A 19,107-nucleotide genomic window follows, 5' to 3' on the forward strand; every position below is an offset into this window, starting at 1 on the left:
CGGGGAGTGCCGCGAAAGCCAGAGCACTGCTCTCATAAGAGAGCAGTGCTCTGCGTTGTGGGCGTTGTTCTCTGTGTCGACTCGGTGTTGATCGCGAGAGCGGTGCTCTTGTTTGTGAGCGGCGCTCGCGAAGGAGAGCAGCGCTCTCCGGTCAGAGCTTCTGCCAGGTCGGCTTGGCGGCGTAGGTGGCTCGGAAGTAGTCGGCGTGCTTGAGGCGGCTGGCGGCGGACTCGTCGACGATGACGGTGGCGTGGGGGTGCAGTTGCAGGGCCGAGGCGGGGGTCACGGCGGCCAGGGGGCCCTCGACGGCGAGGGCGATGGCCTCGGCTTTGGATTCGCCGGTCGCGACCAGGACCAGGTGGCGGGCGTCGCTGATCGTGGCGATGCCCTGGGTGACCACGTGCCACGGCACCTCGTCGAGGCTGCCGAAGAAGCGGGCGTTGTCCAGGCGGGTGCGCTGGGTGAGGGTCTTGACCCGGGTGCGCGAGCTGAACGACGAGCACGGCTCGTTGAACCCGATGTGCCCGTCCGACCCGATACCCAGCAGTTGCAGGTCGACCCCGCCCGCGTCGCGCAGCGCCTGCTCGTAGGCGGCGCAAGCGGCGGGCAGGTCGGCGGCGGCGCCGTCCGGCCCGAGGAAGGACTCCGTGGTCAGCCCGAGCGGGGTCAGGACCTCCCGCTCGATGACCGCCCGGTAGCTCTCCGGGTGCCCGGGCGGCAGGCCGACGTACTCGTCGAGCTGGCACACCCGCACCTGGCTGACGTCCAGCTCGCCCGCGGCGACGCGGCGCGCGAGGGAGGTGTACACCGGCAGCGGGCTGGACCCGGTCGCCACCCCGACCAGTGCCCCCGGCTTCGCGCCGACCAGGTCGGCGATCGCCCCGGCGGCCACCTCGCCCACCGCCGCGCGGTCGGCAACGATCACGATCTCCATGTGCTTCCTGTCCTCGAGCCAACCGCGACCGGTTTGGTATAGACCAATAATAGCAAGCGGACACCCCCGGTGTCCGCCCGACCACGTGCACGGGGTGCACAGCTGTGTTCGCGCACGGTCATTGACCCGTCCGCCCACCGAACTTACGGTGCGACCTCCACCCGCGCCGGAAGGAACTCGCCGAGGTGCCCACCACACTGACCGACTGGCTGGCGCTCGACCCGCCCCGCCGGGCCCACCACCTCGCGCTGGCCCGCGCCGCGGCCGGGCGATCCGGCCACGGCGACTGGATCAGCGTGGCCACCGACATCACCCACGGTGGTGGCGCGCTCGCCGGGATCCCCTTCTCGGTGAAGGACAACATCGACGTCGAGGGATGCCCGACAACCGCCGGTAGTCGGCTGCTCCGCGCCACGCCCGCCGAGGTGGACGCCGGCCTGGTCGACGCCATTCGCCACGCGGGCGCCGTCGTCCTCGGCAAGACCAACCTGCACGAGTTGGCCTTCGGCATCACGAGCAACAACGCCGCTTTCGGCCCGGTCCGCAACCCGGCGGACCCGACCAAATCGGCAGGGGGATCGAGCGGCGGCAGCGCGGCGAGCGTCGCCCTGGGGGTCGTGCCGTTCGCGCTTGGTACCGATACCGGCGGCTCGGTCACCATCCCCGCCGCCTACTGCGGCATCGTCGGCTTCCGCCCCACCACCGGCCGGTACCCCGGCGATGGCGTCGTGAACCTCTCGGGCACCCGCGACACAATCGGCATCCACGCCCACACCCCCGAAGACGTCCGCATCATCGACGAGCTCATCACCGGCGAGCCCGCTGCTCCGCCGGTCAGTCTCGCCGGGCTGCGCATCGGCATACCCCGCAACCGCTTCGACGACCTCAGTCCGGACATAGCGGTCGTCCTCGCCGACTTCGTGTCCACTGTGGAGCGATCCGGCGCCCACCTGGTCGACCTCGACCTGACCGAGCTCGATGCCTTGTCGCACAGCGGGAACACCCTTGTCTTCCATGAAGCCCCACGCCTACTGACCCCGCGTATCGACCACCCGATCGACGAATGGCACCACCACATCGCCTCGCCCGACGTCCGCGCCCTCATTGAACAAATGGCCACACCGCTGCCCGTCGGCGCCTACCGGTCCGCCCGCGCCGACCGCTGGACCCTCCGCCGCCACTACGCCGACCTGTTCCAGCGCGTGGACGTCGTGCTCGCGCCCACCTCCCCGGTCCCACCCCCACTGCTCGGCGCCGACGACCTCACCAGCCTCAACGGCCGTCTCGTCGCCACCTTCCCCACCGTGACCCGCAACGTCACCCCCGGTACGGTCGCGGGCATCCCCATGATCTCCCTACCCGTAGGCAAGACCCCCGACGGCCTCCCCGTCGGCGCCTGCCTGGAAACCCGCGTCCACGCCGACGCCACCCTGCTCCAGATCGCCGCCGCCCTCGCGGTCTGACTGTCCACAGTGGTCACCATCTAGATCGTGGAAGTGTGAACGCCCGACAAGATCAATGGTCTAGACCAACTCTCGCGCACTGACCTACCCTGGATCGACCTGCCCGGCCGACCACAGGGGTACGCGATGAAGACACTCCCCACCCGCCCAACCGTCACCCCTGCACGACTCGCGCTGCCCGCCCTGCGGATCTCGTTGGCCCTGGTCTACCTGTGGTTCGGCGTCCTGAAAGTGATCGGCCAGTCGCCGGTCGAAGACCTGGTCCGGGCAACGATGCCGTGGGTGCACGGTCCGTGGCTATTACCGGCTTTGGGGGCGGTCGAGATCGTCCTGGGCCTGCTGCTCCTGGCAGGCACATTCCGACGCCTCGCGCCGGTCGCGGTTGCGGCGCACCTGGCGGGGACGTTCTTGGTGTTCGTCCAGGTCCCGGCCATGGCGGTGCACGACAGCAACCCGTTGCTTCTGACCGCTACGGGCGAGTTCGTGTTGAAGAACTTGGTGCTGATTTGCGCTGCGCTGGCAATCTTTGCGTTGGAGGCGCCGCGGGGCGGGGATGTTGAGGCACGGGCGGCTGCTGGTTGAGGGGTTGTGGGCAGGTTGTCCACAACCGGTTCGTTTGTCCACAGGTTCCTTTTGCTGCTCCCGGTTTGTCGGTGCGCTCTCGTAGGCTGTATCGGGGGCTCTCGATCCAGTTGATCTTGGCGGGGCGGTTGTGGTGGTCGGTGGTCCACAACGTTTGCTGCTGTTCGCAGATCTTCGTCGCCGCAGCTGTTTTGTCGGTGCTGCGTGGTAAGCCCGATGGGGCGTACTTGTTGTGCGTGGGGCCCCACGACACCCGTGGCAGGACCGCACAGTAGAGCCGAGTTGGATCCGGGTGTCCGGTGGCTGGTACTGCGGGGGCGGTCGGGTACAGGGTGAAGTGGCGCAGAGAGCTGCCCGACGGTTGGTGGGGTAGGTGAGGCTGGGGCAGATCGGTGGTGGGGGTTCTGGGATCCTGAGGGGGAGACGCAGGCCAGTGAGGGGTCTGTTGTGGACAGAAGTGTGTGGAGGGTGGTTGTGGTGGATGAGGTCCGGGAGCGGCTTCGGCGGGTGCTTGAGGTGGAGGGGTACATCGATGAGGACGGGGCTTGGGCGTACTTCGAGGGGGCGCGGGAAGTGGTGCGTGAGCTGGAGGCGCTGATCGCGAGTCGTCCGCGGGAGGTGGTTCGGTTGGCTGAGTACGCGGTTGAGCTGCTCGAGGCGGCGGATGTTGATGATGATGGGGGGCTTGTGGACGACGTGTTGGAGCGGGTGCAGGTGGTGCACTTTGATGCCTGCGCGGCGGGGGAGCCGGATCCTGTGGAGCTGGCGGAGAGTCTGGTGGCCCTCGCGCTGGCCAGTGAGAACGGGGTGTTCCTCACCGTGCTGCCGGATTACGGGCAGATCCTCGGGCGGGCCGGACTCGACCGGTACCGGGAGCTCCTCGATCAGGCCGCCGGGCAACCGCAGTCGGCGCAGCGGCGGTTCGCCATCGACCGGATGGTGGAGTTGGCCGCGGCCACATCTGTCTACTGAGGACTAGCGGCGGCGTTGCTTCGCGCGCGGTGGGGTGGGGCGGCGCTTGGGGGCGGGCTTGGGTTCCACCGGGGCGGGTTGGCGGCCGCGGGTGCTGTTGGTGGTGCGGCCGCGGACGATGCCGATCAGGTGTTCCACGGCGTCGGTGGTCTCGTCCTCCAGCCAGGACAGGGCGACCTGGGACTGGGGGGCGTCCACCAGCGTGCGGTACGTCAAGTCCCGGCGGTGGTGCAGGCGGGCGAGGGACTGGGGGACGACGAGGAGGCCGATGCCCGCGGCCACCAGTTCGATCGCGTCGCCGGTCGTGGCTGGGCGGTCGAGGGCCGGGTGGCCGGGTGGGTGGTCCCAGCCGAGGGTGTCGTCGAGGGGGTGCAGGGCGATCTCGTCGGCCAGGTCCGCGGGGGTCAGCTCGTCGGTGGCGGTGAGGAGGTGGTCCTTGGGGATCACCACGACGGTGGTCTCGGTGTAGAGGGGGATGGCGTGCAGGCCGCTGCGGTCGGCGGGCACGCGGAGCAGGGCGGCGTCGACGCGGCGGTCGCGCACGGCCTGGGGGGCGTCCGCGGCGGCGAGCTGGCTGAGCTCCAGCGGGAGTTCGGGGGAGCGTTGCGCCCACATCCGCACCCACTTGGTGGGCGTCACCCCCGGCACGTACGCGAGCCTGAAGGGGGCACCCACGTCCGACCCTGTCACCAGGTCAGACTACCGCCCGTGAACGCCCCCGCTACGCTTGCCCCCATGACCTCGGCGCGCAAGACCCCCCAAACGATGAAGCCCGCCACCGCGGCGAAGAAGCTTGGCGTCTACCTGGAGGCCACCCCCGCCGAGTTCCAGGAAGGCCCGATCAGCCGCGACGACCTCAACGCGCTGCAGACCGATCCGCCCACCTGGCTGCGGGACCTGCGCCGCGACGGTCCGCACCCGCGGCAGGTGGTGGCGGCCAAGCTGCGGGTGTCGATCGGGGGCCTCACCCGCGCCGGGCTCACCGACGCGCTGACCACCGCGGAGATCGAGGCCATCAAGGCCGAGGACCCGGACTGGCTGCGCCGCGAGCAGGAGACCCAGGCGGAGTTCCGCAAGGAGACCGAGCGGCTGAAGTCGGTTCGCCCGCGGTCCTGAAGCACCGCCGGTCCGGGGATGTGGTGCGGGTCCCCCCACCGGACCTGGCGTCCGATGAGGAGACCCGCGCTCTGGGTGACGGTCGACTTTCCGGTGTGGACAGTCCCGTCGGCTCCGAACACCGCCAATGCTATGGACACCGGGCGCCGGTTTCCCAGTCCCTGGCGGGGTGAACCGCGGTGGCACGACCCATCGCGAGCGGAGTCGGCGACCACCCTGAAGTCGGGTATCGGTTCCCGTGCGGGGAAAGTCGGCCGCGGCGGGTATCCAGGGCCGCACGGTCGCCTCTTGTCTTAGCCGAGCAGTGACCGCACGGACTGCGCGACGGCGTGGATGAAGGTGTCGCGGGTCGCCTCGGGGACGAGGTCGAGCGACAGGTACGGGTTGAGGTCCTCGAGTTCGACGAGCAGCAACCCGGCCCCGGTCCGGCAGGCGTCGACCCGCTGGATGCCGTGGGTGAGGGTGTTCCAGTCGATGAACCGCTGCGCGAACGCCAAGTCGTCGCCGCTCGGCCGGTACTCGGTCAGCTCCCAGCGGCGAGCGGGGTCGGGCGCGTAGAGCGCGTAGTGGAACCGGTGGTCGACGAAGTAGAACGAGACCTCGTACTCGAAGTCGACCCGGGGCTGGATCAGCACATCGCCGCTCGTGTCGATGCCGTCGCGCGTGGTGAAGGTGAGTCCCGCTGAGTCCGCGCCCGCCTTCGGTTTGACCACAAAGGTCTCCACCTGGGGCAGCCGGTCCACATCCGCGAGCTTGTCGACCGTGGGGATCACCGGGTACCCCGCCGCCGTCAGGTCCACGAGGTACTGCTTGCCCGCCATGTCACCGCGCCCGCCCAGCGGGTTGTACACGGCGGCCCCGCGCTCCAGGGCCCGCGCCCGAAAGGCCGCGTACTCAGCCGGGTAGTTCATCACCGGCCCGCTGTTGCGCACCACGACCACGTCGAACCGGTCCATCAACGCGACCGCGTCCAACGGGTGGCACAACGCGACGTCGAAGGACTCCCGCAGGCGGGCGGACAGGTACGCGTCCTCATCGCCGTAGCGACGACCGCGAGCGGGGTAGGTCAGGTCGGTGACCAGCAACAATGCAGACACCGACCCAACCTACTTCCAACTGTGGTCGATCGCGTACCCGACTCCGGCGCTGACCAGCGGACCCCAGAGTGACCCACCCGATGGGCCCGGCCATCTCGGCACCCGGACACCGAGGTCGGTGGGCAGTCCGCCTGGGTGTGAACTTCCTCAGGTATCCGCCGAAGGGGGTGGGCGGCCGCCCACCCCCGGTGCGGGGGTCAGTCGGAGTGGCAGGTGGGGTTGGTGCGGGGGAGGGTGCCGTCGCGGAGGTAGGTGTTGATGGTGGATTCGGCGCAGGTGTTGGGGAGGTGGCCGAAGACGGCGTGGATGCGGACGTTCTGGAGGGTGAGGAGGCGGGAGGCGGTCATGGCGCGGTGCAGGCCAACGCCGCTGGTGTAGGGGGTGCGGGTGTCGCCGGTGGCCTGGACGATGAGGGCGGGGACGGCGTTGTGCACCCTGGTCGGCGGTTCGGCGGGCCGGGCCCAGAACGCGCAGGCGTTGAGGTTGTTGGTCAGGGCGCCGAACACGGGCTGCGCGGGGCGGACGCGTTGGATGGTCTGCCAGTACCAGCGCGGGTCGCGCGGCATGGCGGAGTCACCGCACATCACCGCGGCCTGGCCAGAGCCCTGCGTCTGCGGCGTCGGCTTCTGGAGCAGCTGGAGGATGGCGTCCAGTCCCGGGCTCGGCGTGACCGGCTTGCCGTCGGCGGCGTCGAGCAGCAGGCGGACGTCGGCGGCGAGTGCGGCGTTGTCGCGGGCGTCGGCGACGCGCACGAACAGCAGCGTCGGCAGTTCGTGCTGGTTGATCGTGGTCTTCCCCACCGGGATCGGGTTGCGGGCCGACCGCCGGAGCAGGTCCTCGACCCCGGCGCGCACCTGCCGCGGCGTCGTGCCCAGGTGGTACTCGGCGTCGCGGGTCGCGGCCCAGCTCGCCCAGTCGTCGAGCGCGGCCTCGTTCGCCCCGCCCATCGCCTGCAGCATCGGCAGCCCGTACTCACGCGGGTCGATCGCGCTGTCCAGCACGATCCGGTCGCTGCGCCCCGGGAACATCTGGGTGTACACCGCGCCCAGGTAGGTGCCGTACGACCACCCGAAGTAGCTGATCCGCGACTCGCCCAAAGCGCCCCGGACCACGTCCATGTCCCGCGCCGTGTTGCGCGTCGAGATGTGCCGCAGGTACTCGCCCTCGGTCGCCGAGCAGCGCCGGGCGAGGTCGGCCTGCAGTGCGGTGTTGCGGTCGAACGCGGCCCGGTTCTCCCCACCCGAGCGCAGCATGGTGCCGACCGGCCAGCCGCAGTCCACCGGGGTCGAGCGGCCGACGCCGCGCGGGTCCATGCCGATCAGGTCGTACCTGGCCCGCACGTCGGCGGTCATCCGCTCGCGGACCCCCACCATCATGTCCAGGCCGGGCCCACCAGGGCCACCGGGGTTGGACAGCATGACGCCACGCCGCTGCCCGGTGCCGGTCGCCTTGAGCCGGGAGATCGCGACGGTGATGGTGCGACCACGTGGCCGCGAGTAGTCCATCGGCACCGTGACGTCCGCGCACTGGGCGCCCGCTTTGTCTAGAACCTCGTGTTCGCAAGGCTTCCAGGTCAGCCTCTGCTTGGTGAACTGCCCAAGGCTGTCCACAGTGGATGTCGCGGCTGCCGTGCCTGTCAGCAGGCCGACCCCCATGGTCGCCGCGGCCGCGAGCGCGCCCAGGCGCTTAACCTTGTTTACTAGCAATGGGATTCCCCCTCTAGGAACCGGCTTTCCCGGTGAATCCCAAGCTACAAGTCGGATAGCCGAGTTCCGATGCCGCGAGCACCCGTCTTCGAGGTCGCGCTACCTGCAGTCGGAAGGTAGTGCTAGGGCTACCAACGAAGCGCGAACGGCCCAGTCACGAAGCGTTGAGGTACGCCAGAACAGCGAGGACGCGGCGGTGGCCCGCCTCATCGCTGGGGAGGTTGAGCTTGCTGAAGATGTTGCGGATGTGCTTCTGCACGGCGCCGTCGCTGATGACGAGCATCGACGCGATGGTGGTGTTGTTGTGCCCCTCCGCCATCAGGGCGAGCACTTCGCGTTCGCGGCCGGTCAGGGTGTCGAGCGGGTCGTCCGCTCGGTGCCGGACCAGCAGTTGCGCGATCACCTCGGGGTCCATCGCCGTGCCACCGCCCGCCACGCGGTGCAGGGCGTCGAGGAACTTGTCGACCCGCCCCACCCGCTCCTTCAGCAGGTACCCCACCCCGCCACCGCCGTCGGCGAGCAGTTCGGCCGCGTAGCTGTTCTCCACGAACGCCGACAAGACCAACACCGGGAGACCGGGGTGCACCCGGCGCGCCTCGACCGCCGCGCGCAGGCCGTCGTCGGTGAACGTCGGGGGCAGCCGCACGTCGACCACTACCGCGTCGGGCCGCTCGGCGGTGACCACGGCGAGGAAGTCGGTCGCGTTGTCGACGGCCGCGCGCACGTCCACGCCCGCGGTGCTGAGCAGTAGGACGAGGCCCTCGCGGAGAAGGGCGTCGTCCTCGGCGATCACGACCCGCACGCGTGTCCCTCCGAGATTCGCCTGACCAGCGACGCAAGTATGCCGCACGGGTTGTGGGGGCGGGTTCTGGCGTGGGACGTGTCACCGGTGGCGGGGGTGTGGGTCGGCCTCGTTGCCTGGCGGCAACCTCGGCGACCCGGGATCGGACGCCTCGTCGCCTAGCGGCGACATCGGGCCCGATCCGCGGCAATGCGACGAGCTCGATGGGGCGAACTTGTTTTGCGCGGGGCCCCTACAACACCCGCGGCAGGACCGCAAAGCAGGGGCCGAAAAGCATGGCCCTGCCGCTGACGACGCTACGGGTGCCGTCCCCCCACGCAAAACAAGTCCGCCCCATCGAGCCGGCCTGGCACCAGCGAGTCCGACTGTCCAGGCGCTGGGTTGGCAGGGCAGCCGAGAGGGGGCTGGGATGGCACCGGCCGTTCCGAGTGTCCAGGGGCTGAGTAGGTGGGTTGGGCGGACCTGACGGGGGCGGGGTTGGCACCGCTAGGTCCGAGTGTCCACGGGTTGGGTAGGTGGGTTGGGGCAGACCTGACTGGGGGCAGGCTGGCACCTCGGGCTTCGCTCCATCGAGTAGCACGCGTTGCTGCGAAGCTCGCGAATCGCCAGGTCAGGGGCTATTGGAATGCCCGCCGGGCGGCCATGGCTCCCCGCACCTGGACTCGATCGACACGTGCTCACCGAGTGCACCTGACTGAATACTTGAACGAGTGTTACACAACTGCTAGTCTTCCCTCATGGCTCGACCCAAGGCGTATGACCCGGAGCGGGTTCTCGACAGTGCCATGGTGGCGTTCTGGTCGAAGGGCTACCTCGCGACCTCTGCCGCTGACCTGGTGGATTCCACCGGGCTCGGTCGGGGGAGTCTCTACAACGCGTACACGGGCAAGAAAGATCTGTTCCACCACACACTGCGTCGGTACAACGAGGTGTGGGCGGCTCGGCAGGAGGAGTTCCTGGCGGGCGGGGGAGGGGTGCGCGACCGGGTCCGCGGGCTGCTGATGACCGTGGTTGAGGAGGAGTGTGCCGACGACGGTCCTCGGGGTTGTTTCGCGGTCAACACGGCGCTGGAGCTTGCTGATCAGGACGCCGAGGTGCGGGAGTTGGTCGCTGCGGTGTTCGAGCGCATGGCCACGGCGCTGACCAACGCCATCCGTGAGGGCAGGGCGAGCGGGGAGTTGGCCGCGGGTGACGCCCCGGATGCTGTGGCGCTGTACGTGCTCAACTCGATGTACGGGCTGCGCGTGCTGGGCAAGACGATGCCCAGGGACGCGTTGGTCGGCGTGGTCGAGATGGTCCTGCGGGTGCTGTAGCCCGTGGACACCTCGGGAGGAGGGAGCCCGAGGTGTCCATTTCGGACCCCGTGACCGACGGGGTGGTGGTCGTCGAGTGAGAACACAGCAGGCACACGTGAGGAGCTAGTCACCATGAGTTCGACGCGGCCGACCGTTGCGGTGCTCGGGACGGGCATCATCGGCGCGCCGGTGGCGCGGAACCTGGCCAGGGCGGGATTCGAGGTGCGGGTCTGGAACCGCACCCGGGAGAAGGCCGAGGAACTGCTGTCCGCGGGCGTCACGGTGGCCGCGAGCCCCAACGCCGCTGTCAAGGGTGCGCACATCGTGCTCACCGTCCTCAAAGACGCACCTGCCGTGCGGGACACCATTGAGGCGGCGGCCCCGGAATTGGCCGCCGACGTGGTGTGGGCGCAGTTGTCGACGGTCGGGGAGGACATCGACGGCCTGGCGGCGTGGGCGGCCGAACGCGGGATCGCCTTCGTCGACGCCCCGGTGCAGGGCACCCGGCAACCGGCCGAACAGGGCCAGCTGGTCGTCCTGGCCGCCGGACCGGAACCGGTGCGCGCGGTGCTGGCCCCGGTGTTCGACACCATCGGTCGCACGACCGTGTGGGTCGCGACCGAGGCCGGGGCCGCGAGCAGGCTCAAGCTCGTGCTCAACACCTGGGTGCTCGCGCTGACCAGCGGTGTCGCCGAGGCGTTGGCGCTCGCCAAGGGCCTCGGGGTCGACCCGGCGCGCTTCGTCGAGGTGGTCAGCGGCGGCCCGATGGACAGCGGCTACTTCCAGGGCAAGTCCGCCGCCATCCGATCGGGTGACTTCACCCCGGCGTTCACCGTGGACAACGCGGAGAAGGACGCCAGGTTGGTGCTGGCCGCCGCCGACCGCGCGGGCGTGCGGGTGGACGCGGTGCGCGCGGCAGCCGACCGGTTCGCCAGGGCCACCGCGCTCGGGCACGGCGGCGAGGACATGGCCGCCACCTATTTCGCCAGCTTCGAATAGGGAAGACCACCGAGGAATTCACCTCGGTGCCGGTTCGACTTGTGCCGCCCGCACACCGCGGGCGGCACAATGATCAACGGCAGAGCGATTCACGACACAGCCATCCACAGCGGAACGATCCGCACGGCAGCGATCCACACGGCGGCGATCCACACAGTAGAGATCCACACGGTGGAGATCCACAGCAGGTCAACCAGATCGCGGAACTCCAGTCGCGGCGTTCCGCCCGCCCTTTCCGGTGATGGGCCCAGTGCTCCCGGCACGCCCGCAGATACCACCCGTGCCGGTGAATGTTTCAGCGTGTATTTCCCGGAATCCCCTTGCCTGACGCCGAAGAATGCTGAACCGTGGTGTTCAACGGGGGCAGTGCACTGACGTGCCAGTGGTCTACGCGTGTTGGGGAAGGCGCGCCGCGACCACCATCCAGTTCGGACCGGTGCGCAGTCGCGCACCGAACAGCGGATCAGTTCGCCAATAGGGGAAGGGCGGCATCGATTCGAGGTCCACTTAGGACTAGATGGGTTCGGAACACGCCGCACAACCGCCGCCTGCCAGCCACACACAGACGCGAGTGAGAACGAGGAGACACCGTGCCCGACACCCTGGGATACCGCTACAAGATCGCGGTGGTCGTGCCGTCCACCAACACCTCCGCCCAGCCGGAGCTGGACCGGCTGCGGCTGCCCGGCGTCACCAACCACATCGCCCGCATGGTCATCAACGACGACTCCATGGTGCGCCAGCCCGGGTTCGACCACGTCATGCGCAGCATCCGCGCCTCGACCGAGCCCGCCATCCGCGGCGTCGTGACCTGCGACCCCGACCACGTCGTGCTCGCCGTCTCGCCGGAGAGCTACTGGGAGGGGCCGCACCACCACGAGCGGGTCCTGGCCTCGATGCGCGAGACCAGCGGCGGTCGGCCGGTCACGATGAGCCCGGACGCGATCCGCGCCGCGCTGGCCAGCCACGGCGACATCACCCGGGTCGCGGTGATCACGCCGTACCTGCCCGTCGGCGACGACTCGGTGTCGCGCTTCTTCACCGACGCGGGCTACGACGTGGTGCGCGTGCGGGGCCTGGGGTGCCCGAGCCCGGCGCGGATCGCGCACGTGTCCGAGGACCGGCTGCGCGCCGCGGTCCGCGAGGTCGACGGGCCGGACGTGCAGGCGATCGTCCAGGTCGGCACGAACGTGGCGATGGCCAGGGTCGCCGCCGAGGCCGAGGCGTGGCTGGGCAAGCCGGTCATCGCCAACAACGTCGTCCTGTACTGGCACGCGCTGCGATCCGGGGGGATCCACGACGCGGTGCCCGGCCACGGCGAGCTGCTCGCCAACCACCTGACCCTGCCCCAGGGCAAGGTCCCGGTACTGACCACATCTTGATCACCAACGGGGGGAACAGAACCATGAGTACCAACGCCATAGCCACCTCGTCCGCTTCGACGCGCGGCGGTGCCCGGGAGTTACCGGCGAATCAACTGCTTCCCGAGCTGCTGCTCGGCCAAGCCGTGGCGCGACCCCACGCCATCGCCGTCGTGGACGGCGACCGCGCGCTGAGCTTCGCGGACCTGGTGGACCGCGCTTGCGCTGTTGCCCAACGGTTGCGCGCCGCGGGTGCGGGGCCGGACACGATCGTTGGGCTCTACTTGGAACCGTCCGCCGATCTCGTCGTCGCGACCTGGGGGGTGTTGCTGGCTGGCGCGGCGTACTTGCCGCTGGCCACCGACTACCCGCTGGACCGCGTCTCCTACATGATCGAGGACTCCAGGCTCGCCATGGTCGTCACCGCGACCGGGCTGCGAGCCGACCTCACCGAGCTGCTACGCGGCGACCTACCTGTGATCACAGTGGACTCCATTGGTGGGGGTCCACTGGAGCGGGCGGGCGGGCCCGAGGACGTGCCCCGGGCACGCGACGCGGCGTACGTGATCTACACCTCGGGGACCACCGGGCGCCCGAAGGGGGTGGTGGTCGAGCACGGCGCGATCGCCAACCAGATGGCCTGGTTGCGCGACGCGGTGGGACTGGACGAGACCCAGTCGATCGTGCGCAAGACCCCGATCAGCTTCGACGCCGCGCAGTGGGAGGTCCTCGCACCCGCCGTCGGGGCACGGGTCGTGGTTGCCCCGCCCGGCGCGCACCGGGACCCGTCCAGTCTCATCGAGACGATCGTCGCCAACGACGTGACCCTGCTGCAGTGCGTGCCGACGCTGCTGCAAGCCCTCGTCGACGACGACCTCTTCGCCCGCTGCACCTCGCTGACCGCGGTGTTCAGCGGCGGTGAGGCGCTCTCGCGCAGGCTGGCCACCAGGTTCGCCGAGGTCCTGCCCGACAGCGACCTGGTGAACCTCTACGGTCCGACCGAGACCACAATCAACGCCTCCGCGCACGTAATCCCCGCGGGTGTCGCCGCGGGTGCGGGGAACACGGTCTCCATCGGGAAGCCCGTCCACGCCACCGAGTTCCACGTGCTCGACGAGAACGGTGCCGAGGTCGAGGTGGGGGAGCCGGGCGAGCTCCACATCGGTGGCGTGCAACTCGCGCGGGGTTACCTGAACCGCGAAGAGGAGACCGAGCGCCGGTTCGTCACCATCCCGGTTGGACCGGACGAGATCCCGACCCGGCTCTACCGCACCGGCGACCTGGTCAGCCGCGGCGCGGACGGGACGTACCAGTTCGTCGGCCGGGTGGATAACCAGGTCAAGCTGCGTGGTCACCGGATCGAGCTGGACGAGGTCCGGGTCGCCATCGAGAACCACGACTGGGTGCGCAACGCCGCGGTGCTCGTGCGCGACGACGAGCGCACCGGGGCCCGGAACCTGGTGGCCTGCGTCGAGCTGAACCCGCGCGAGGCCGCCCTGATGGACCAGGGCAACCACGGTTCGCACCACCAGTCCAAGCAGGGCCGGGTGCAGGTCCGCGCCCAGTTGGGCAACCTGGGCGTGCGCACCGGCGGCGGTCCCGCACTGGCCCTGCCGGGCAAGGCCGAGTCCGCGCGGCAGCGGCAGCGCGCCTTCGCGCGCAAGACCTACCGCTTCTTCGACGGTGGCGCACTGTCCATCGCGGACGTTCTCCTGCTGCTCGGCCACGACAGCGCCGCGGACGCCGAGTCGAGGTCGTTGGATCAGGTCGACCTCGCCAGCCTCGGTTCTCTGCTGCGGAACTTCGGTCAGTTCCACAGCTCGGACCGGATCCTGCCCAAGTACGGCTACGCCTCACCCGGCGCGCTCTACGCGACCCAGCTGCACCTGGAGATCGTGGGTCTGCCCGCGGCGCCGGACGGGTGGTACTACTACCACCCGATCAACCACGAGCTCGTCCGCGTCGGCGAGGCGCACGGGGACTCCGCGCGACTGCGGGTTCACCTGCTGGGCCGCAAGTCCGCGATCGAGTCGGTGTACCGCAACAACGTCCTCGAGGTCTTGCGCTTCGAGGCCGGTCACCTGCTCGGCCTGTTCGACGAGGTGTTGCCCGAGTACGGCCTCGGTGTCGGCGCCGGATCGGTGGACCCGGCCGCGGCCGAGGTCCTCGGTGCCGACGACGACCACGTCTACCTGGGCGGCTACGACATCGTTGCCTTGGCGCAGCGGGTCCCGAGTGGACCGGTCGACACCTACGTCCAGATCCACCCGGGCCGGGTCGTGGACATCGACGCGGGCCAGTACCGCTACGCGGACGGCGAGCTGCGGCGCGTCTCCGACACGCTGGTGTTGCGCAAGCACGTCATCGCCATCAACCAGCAGGTCTACGAGCGCGCCGACCTCGGTGTCTCGCTGATCAGCCGCTCCACCGACCGCGACGCCGGGTACATCGACCTCGGTAGACGGTTGCAGGTGCTGCAGATGAACCCCTTCGGCATCGGGTTCATGTCCTCGGGCTACAGCTCCGAGACGGGCAACGACCTGCCGTCCGCGCGCAGGATCGGCTCGATCTTGCGCGAGGCGGGATTCCCGGGTGGACCGTCCTACTTCGCGCTCGGCGGCCGGGTCAGCGCCGAGCAGATCGCGGGCGAGGGCATGAAGGAGGACGCGGTCCACACCCAAGGGCCCGCTGAGATGATCAAGAAGGACATCGCGGGATTCCTGCCGCAGTACATGATCCCGGCCCGGGTCGTGATCGTGGACGCGATGCCCTACACCGCCAACGGCAAGGTCGACGTCCGCGCGCTTGAGCACTCGGACGCGTTGGTGGCGGCCGAGCAGCGGCGCGAGGTCGTCGCACCGCGCACCGAGACCGAGCGGCGGATCGCGGCGGCCTGGGCGAAGGTCATGAAGACCGACGACATCTCGGTGCGCGACGACTTCTTCGTGGTGGGTGGGAACTCGCTGCTCGCCGTGCTGCTCATCCAGGAGGTCAACCGGGCGGTCAACACGACCCTGCCGGTGCAGCTGATCTTCGACGAGCCGACGGTCGAGGGCCTCGCCCGGCGGGTCGACGAGCGCTCGCACGAGGCCGTGTCCCGGTTGATCACCCTGCAGCCCAAGGGGTCCGGCGCTCCGGTGGTGTGCTGGCCGGGGTTGGGCGGCTACCCGATGAACCTCAAACCGCTGGCGTTGGCGATGGGGCAGGACCGCCCGTTCCTCGGCGTGCAGGCCGCGGGCATCAACGACGGTGAGACTCCACACCAGACCGTCGCCGAGATGGCCCGCCACGACGTCGACCTGATCCGCCAGGTCCAGCCGCACGGCCCGTACACTTTGTGGGGCTACTCCTTCGGTGCCCGCGTCGCGTTCGAGGCCGCGCACCAACTGGAGCAGGCGGGTGAGGTCGTCGAACAGGTGGTGCTGATCGCACCGGGGTCGCCGATCCGGCGGGCCGCGATCGACCCGGGAACCGGTGGCCTCTACGGGGATCCCGCGTTCGTGACGCTGCTGTACTCGGTGTTCGCGGGCCGGATCACCGGACCGGACGTCGACGACTGCGTCGCGGCGACCACCGACGAGGCGGGTTTCGTCGCGTTCGTCGCCGCCCGCCAGCCGAGGCTGGACGTGGCCACCATCCGCCGGGTTGTGGCGATCGTGCGCGCCTCCTACAGCTTCCGCTACACCTTCGAGGAGATGCTGCACCGCCGGGTCGCCGCTCCGATCACGATCCTCAAGGTGCGCGGCGACGACTACTCCTTCGTGGAGGAGGCGGTCGGCGCGCTGCCGAGCCCGCCGACGGTGCTGGAGCTCGACGTCGACCACTACGGCGTGCTGCGGGCCCCGGACGTGGACCGGCTCGCCGCCACCATCCGCGACCGAACGCGCACCGCTGGGGGACCGGTCCACATGCCGCACGTCAACATCAAGCACTTCCCGGTCCAGCTGAGCACCCAGCAGCAGGGCGAGCTGGTGACCGCCATCAGCAAGGCGATCACCGAGGCGATGGGCGTCAGCCACGACGCGGTGTCCATCGCCCTGGAACCCATCCCGCCGCAGGACTGGCACACCTCGGTGTACGAGCCGGAGATCGAGCGCCGCTCGCACCTGCTGGCGAAAACGCCCAACTACTGACCACCACGAGTCGGTCGACACCGGCCGAGCTGTCCTGAGTAGAGAGTGGAGGAAACCGATGGTCGACACGGCCGAGGAGCAGCGGGGGCGGGTGAGCCTGCCCGTGTTCGGTCTGCTCGCGTTCACGCTGTCCGGATTCATCGCGATCATGACCGAGACGATCCCGGCCGGGCTGCTGCCGCAGATCAGCGCCGGGCTGGGCGTCTCGGAGGGGTTGGCAGGCCAGCTGCTCACGCTGTACGCGATCGGGTCGGTCGTGGCCGCCGTCCCGGTCATCGCCGCGACCAGGGGCTGGAACCGGCGGCCGTTGCTGCTGCTGGCGATCGCCGCGCTGCTGGTGTTCAACGCGATCACCGCGCTCTCGGGTGACTACGTGGTGACCCTGGCCGCCCGGTTCGTCGCGGGCATGGCGGCCGGGGTGGTGTGGGGGCTGCTGGCGGGCTACGCGCGCCGGATGGTGGCACCCGAGGTGCAGGGCAAGGCGGTGGCCATCGTGGGTGTCGGCCAGCCGATCGCGCTCTCGCTCGGCGTGCCGCTGGGTGCCTGGCTGGGCACCCTCGCCGAGTGGCGCGGGGTGTTCTGGATCATGTCGGCGATCGCGCTGGTGCTGCTGCTGTGGATCGTGGCTGCGGTGCCGGACTTCCCCGGTCAGGGCAAGAGCGAGCGGATGCCGGTCGGCGCGGTCCTGCGCACGCCCGGGATCCGGGCGATCCTGTGGGTCATCTTCCTCTGGATCCTGGGCCACAACATCCTCTACACCTACATCGCGCCGTTCGTCGCCCAGCACGGCCTCGGCGACCAGGTGCCGCTGATGCTGCTGCTGTTCGGGGCGGCCGCGGTGGTCGGCATCTGGTTCGCCGGTGCCTATGTCGACCGGCACCTGCGGCGGGTGACCGTGCTGTCGCTGGCGGGCTTCGCCGTCGCGGCGGTGGCGTTGGCGGTCGGCACGCAGGCGACCCCGCTGATCTACGCGGGTGTCCTGCTGTGGGGCCTCACCTTCGGCGGTGCCCCGACGCTGCTGCAGACCGCCATCGCCGACGCGGCGGGCGACTCGGCCGACGTGGCCCAGTCGATGCTGGTCACCGTGTTCAACCTGGCGGTCGCCGGGGGCGGCGCGGTCGGCGGTGTGCTGCTGGAGTGGTTCGGCCCGGACTCGTTCCCGTGGTCGCAGCTGCTCCTCGCGGTCGCCGCGCTGGCCGTCGTGTGGTCGGCGAAGGAGCACGGCTTCCGAGCCGGGAGCCGGGTCCTCGCCTGAGGTGGCGGCGGTTCGTGCCCCGGGGATTCCGCGCCCGGGGCACGAACCGCCGCGTGCCTGCTCAGAACACGGTGAGCGCCAGCCAGTCGTCGAGCCCGGCGGCGTCGCCGGTGACGGTGATCCGGGGGTCGGTGGGCGGGACCCGGCGCGAGAACAGCCAGAGCAGGTCCTGGGCGCTCGCGGTCGCGGTGACATCGGCCGCGGTGCCGTCGGTGGTGGTGAACGTGGGGCCGGTGGGGGCCCGGGTGATCAGCCAGCCCGGCCCGTCGGTACTGCGCAGCAGGATCGTCTCGCCGGTGCCGCGCAGCCCGGCCAGAGCGGCCCGGACCTGCGGCGCGGCGGGTGAGGTGAGCAGCTCCAGGCCCTCGGTGATGACCTCCGTGGCCAGGGTGGCCGGGACCCCGTGCGCGCGGCCGGTGGCGATCGCGGCATCGGCGCGGTGGATGGTGGTGTCGGCCAGCATGCGCCGCAACCAGAACCGCGAGGGCCGCTCGCCGAAGAACGTCCAGACCACCCGCGTACCGTCACCAACCGCGGCGATCAACTCCTCCGCGCCCTCGCGCAGCCACCCCGCCCAGGCATCCCGCTCACCCGGGTCAGCGGTCAGCGGATCCGGCAGCGGACTGGGCTGGCCGGTCCCGGCTATCCCGGCAGACCACCGGTGAGCTTGACCGATGTGCCCAACCAGGTTCCGCAGGACCCACCCGGGACAGCTCGGCACCGGCGTCCCCGCCTCGGCGTCGGCCGCATCGGCGAACGCGGCGGTCTGCTCACGCAGTGCGTCAGCGAGCTGGTCGATGTGCATGGCGCTCCTCTTCTGGGTGACCCTGCTTACCGTACGAACGGCACCCGGGTGGGGTTCCACAGACTGTGACACGCTCGGTCTTGGGGTGCGCCATCTGGGCTGCGCGCGTTCGACCCTTGTGAGTTCTGCTGTGAACTGGTGGCTGGTGTGGGTCTGCTGGGTATTGGTTTGTGGGGTTGGGGTAGTTGTCCACAACGGTTGTGGTTGTGCACAGGCCTTGTTTGCTGCTGCGGGTTAGTCGGAGCGCGTCGGTAGGCTGTGAGGGTTATTCAGAGCGTGCGTAGAAGTAGAGTCCGATGACTGCTGTGATGGTGGCGGTGAAGGTGTTGAACGGGCGCCGGTAGTCGGTGTGGAGTATCCGCCAGGTTTTGAGGTGGGCGATGGCTCGTTCGACGGCGACGCGGATCTTGTTGTGTTGGAAGTTGTATTCTTTCTGCCATCGGGGTTGTTCGCGTTTGCGGGGTTTGCGGAACGGGGTGATCATGTCGCTGCCGATGTAGCCTTTGTCGGCGAGCCAGGAGGTGGTGTCCCGGCCCTGCAGGATGCCTGATTTCCTGAGGCAGTGAATGTCGTGGTGGCGACCCTCG

15 protein-coding genes and 1 pseudogene are annotated in these 19,107 nt (G+C 69.8%); 9 read left to right on the forward strand and 7 right to left on the reverse strand.

Features of this window, described 5'->3' with window-relative positions:
- Positions 1–151: 151 nt before the first annotated feature.
- A complete protein-coding gene (nagB, locus tag LV75_RS34265) occupies positions 152–934 on the reverse strand; it encodes a glucosamine-6-phosphate deaminase (RefSeq protein ID WP_253891700.1) in 783 nt (260 codons plus the stop codon).
- Between the two features lie 185 nt (positions 935–1,119).
- Here nagB and LV75_RS34270 point away from each other — a divergent pair, with 185 nt between their 5' ends.
- From LV75_RS34270 to LV75_RS34280, 3 genes are all read left to right on the forward strand, one after another.
- Positions 1,120–2,397 (forward strand): amidase family protein, encoded by a 1,278-nt coding sequence (locus tag LV75_RS34270; RefSeq protein WP_253891701.1) that lies wholly within the window; start codon positions 1,120–1,122, stop codon positions 2,395–2,397.
- A gap of 126 nt (positions 2,398–2,523) precedes the next feature.
- On the forward strand, positions 2,524–2,979 hold the full coding sequence (locus LV75_RS34275; RefSeq protein WP_253891702.1) for a DoxX family protein: 456 nt from the start codon (positions 2,524–2,526) through the stop codon (positions 2,977–2,979).
- A gap of 477 nt (positions 2,980–3,456) precedes the next feature.
- Positions 3,457–3,951, forward strand: a complete 495-nt coding sequence (locus LV75_RS34280) for a hypothetical protein (protein ID WP_253891703.1) — start codon at positions 3,457–3,459, stop codon at positions 3,949–3,951.
- Between the two features lie 3 nt (positions 3,952–3,954).
- Here the strand turns inward: LV75_RS34280 and LV75_RS34285 are convergent, their stop codons facing one another.
- Positions 3,955–4,641, reverse strand: coding sequence for a LysR family substrate-binding domain-containing protein (locus LV75_RS34285; RefSeq protein ID WP_253891704.1), 687 nt, complete (start codon positions 4,639–4,641; stop codon positions 3,955–3,957).
- A 75-nt stretch (positions 4,642–4,716) separates the two neighbouring features.
- On the opposite strand from LV75_RS34285, the gene LV75_RS34290 reads away from it, so the two are divergent.
- Positions 4,717–5,067, forward strand: a complete 351-nt coding sequence (locus LV75_RS34290; RefSeq protein ID WP_372504304.1) for a DUF5997 family protein — start codon at positions 4,717–4,719, stop codon at positions 5,065–5,067.
- A 293-nt stretch (positions 5,068–5,360) separates the two neighbouring features.
- Here the strand turns inward: LV75_RS34290 and LV75_RS34295 are convergent, their stop codons facing one another.
- The 3 genes from LV75_RS34295 to LV75_RS34305 all read right to left on the reverse strand — a co-directional run bounded on the left by LV75_RS34295 (position 5,361) and on the right by LV75_RS34305 (position 8,672).
- On the reverse strand, positions 5,361–6,164 hold the full coding sequence (locus LV75_RS34295; RefSeq protein ID WP_253891706.1) for a hypothetical protein: 804 nt from the start codon (positions 6,162–6,164) through the stop codon (positions 5,361–5,363).
- Between the two features lie 197 nt (positions 6,165–6,361).
- A complete protein-coding gene (locus LV75_RS34300) occupies positions 6,362–7,870 on the reverse strand; it encodes an alpha/beta hydrolase (protein WP_253891707.1) in 1,509 nt (502 codons plus the stop codon).
- Positions 7,871–8,024: 154 nt separating this feature from the next.
- Positions 8,025–8,672 (reverse strand): response regulator, encoded by a 648-nt coding sequence (locus LV75_RS34305; RefSeq protein ID WP_253891708.1) that lies wholly within the window; start codon positions 8,670–8,672, stop codon positions 8,025–8,027.
- Between the two features lie 737 nt (positions 8,673–9,409).
- On the opposite strand from LV75_RS34305, the gene LV75_RS34310 reads away from it, so the two are divergent.
- The 5 genes and pseudogenes from LV75_RS34310 to LV75_RS34330 all read left to right on the forward strand — a co-directional run bounded on the left by LV75_RS34310 (position 9,410) and on the right by LV75_RS34330 (position 17,715).
- Positions 9,410–9,985 (forward strand): TetR/AcrR family transcriptional regulator, encoded by a 576-nt coding sequence (locus tag LV75_RS34310; protein ID WP_253891709.1) that lies wholly within the window; start codon positions 9,410–9,412, stop codon positions 9,983–9,985.
- Between the two features lie 108 nt (positions 9,986–10,093).
- Positions 10,094–10,966 (forward strand): annotated as a pseudogene (locus LV75_RS34315) (NAD(P)-dependent oxidoreductase); the annotation flags it as partial.
- 590 nt (positions 10,967–11,556) lie between these two features.
- Positions 11,557–12,348 (forward strand): maleate cis-trans isomerase family protein, encoded by a 792-nt coding sequence (locus LV75_RS34320; protein WP_253891711.1) that lies wholly within the window; start codon positions 11,557–11,559, stop codon positions 12,346–12,348.
- Between the two features lie 23 nt (positions 12,349–12,371).
- Positions 12,372–16,460 (forward strand): amino acid adenylation domain-containing protein, encoded by a 4,089-nt coding sequence (locus tag LV75_RS34325; protein WP_253891712.1) that lies wholly within the window; start codon positions 12,372–12,374, stop codon positions 16,458–16,460.
- 58 nt (positions 16,461–16,518) lie between these two features.
- Positions 16,519–17,715: an MFS transporter gene (locus LV75_RS34330; RefSeq protein ID WP_253891713.1), complete on the forward strand. Its 1,197-nt coding sequence runs from the start codon at positions 16,519–16,521 to the stop codon at positions 17,713–17,715.
- Positions 17,716–17,776: 61 nt separating this feature from the next.
- Here LV75_RS34330 and LV75_RS34335 read toward each other — a convergent pair whose 3' ends face one another.
- Complete coding sequence (locus LV75_RS34335; RefSeq protein ID WP_253891714.1) at positions 17,777–18,520, reverse strand: maleylpyruvate isomerase family mycothiol-dependent enzyme; 744 nt, start codon at positions 18,518–18,520, stop codon at positions 17,777–17,779.
- Positions 18,521–18,785: 265 nt separating this feature from the next.
- On the reverse strand, positions 18,786–19,107 hold a 322-nt coding region (locus LV75_RS34340; protein ID WP_253888131.1), incomplete at its 5' end, for a transposase family protein.

The organism is Actinokineospora diospyrosa (assembly GCF_024171925.1).
Classification (GTDB): Bacteria; Actinomycetota; Actinomycetes; order Mycobacteriales; family Pseudonocardiaceae; genus Actinokineospora; species Actinokineospora diospyrosa.

What these genes read in the sequence shown, in the direction of transcription:
- LV75_RS34290 (WP_372504304.1), top strand. Translation starts at nt 4,717, where the DNA reads ATGAAGCCCGCCACCGCGGCGAAGAAGCTTGGCGTCTACCTGGAGGCC.
- LV75_RS34330 (WP_253891713.1), top strand. Translation starts at nt 16,519, where the DNA reads ATGGTCGACACGGCCGAGGAGCAGCGGGGGCGGGTGAGCCTGCCCGTG.
- LV75_RS34275 (WP_253891702.1), top strand. Translation starts at nt 2,524, where the DNA reads ATGAAGACACTCCCCACCCGCCCAACCGTCACCCCTGCACGACTCGCG.
- LV75_RS34310 (WP_253891709.1), top strand. Translation starts at nt 9,410, where the DNA reads ATGGCTCGACCCAAGGCGTATGACCCGGAGCGGGTTCTCGACAGTGCC.
- LV75_RS34325 (WP_253891712.1), top strand. Translation starts at nt 12,372, where the DNA reads ATGAGTACCAACGCCATAGCCACCTCGTCCGCTTCGACGCGCGGCGGT.
- nagB (WP_253891700.1), bottom strand. Translation starts at nt 934, where the DNA reads ATGGAGATCGTGATCGTTGCCGACCGCGCGGCGGTGGGCGAGGTGGCC.
- LV75_RS34335 (WP_253891714.1), bottom strand. Translation starts at nt 18,520, where the DNA reads ATGCACATCGACCAGCTCGCTGACGCACTGCGTGAGCAGACCGCCGCG.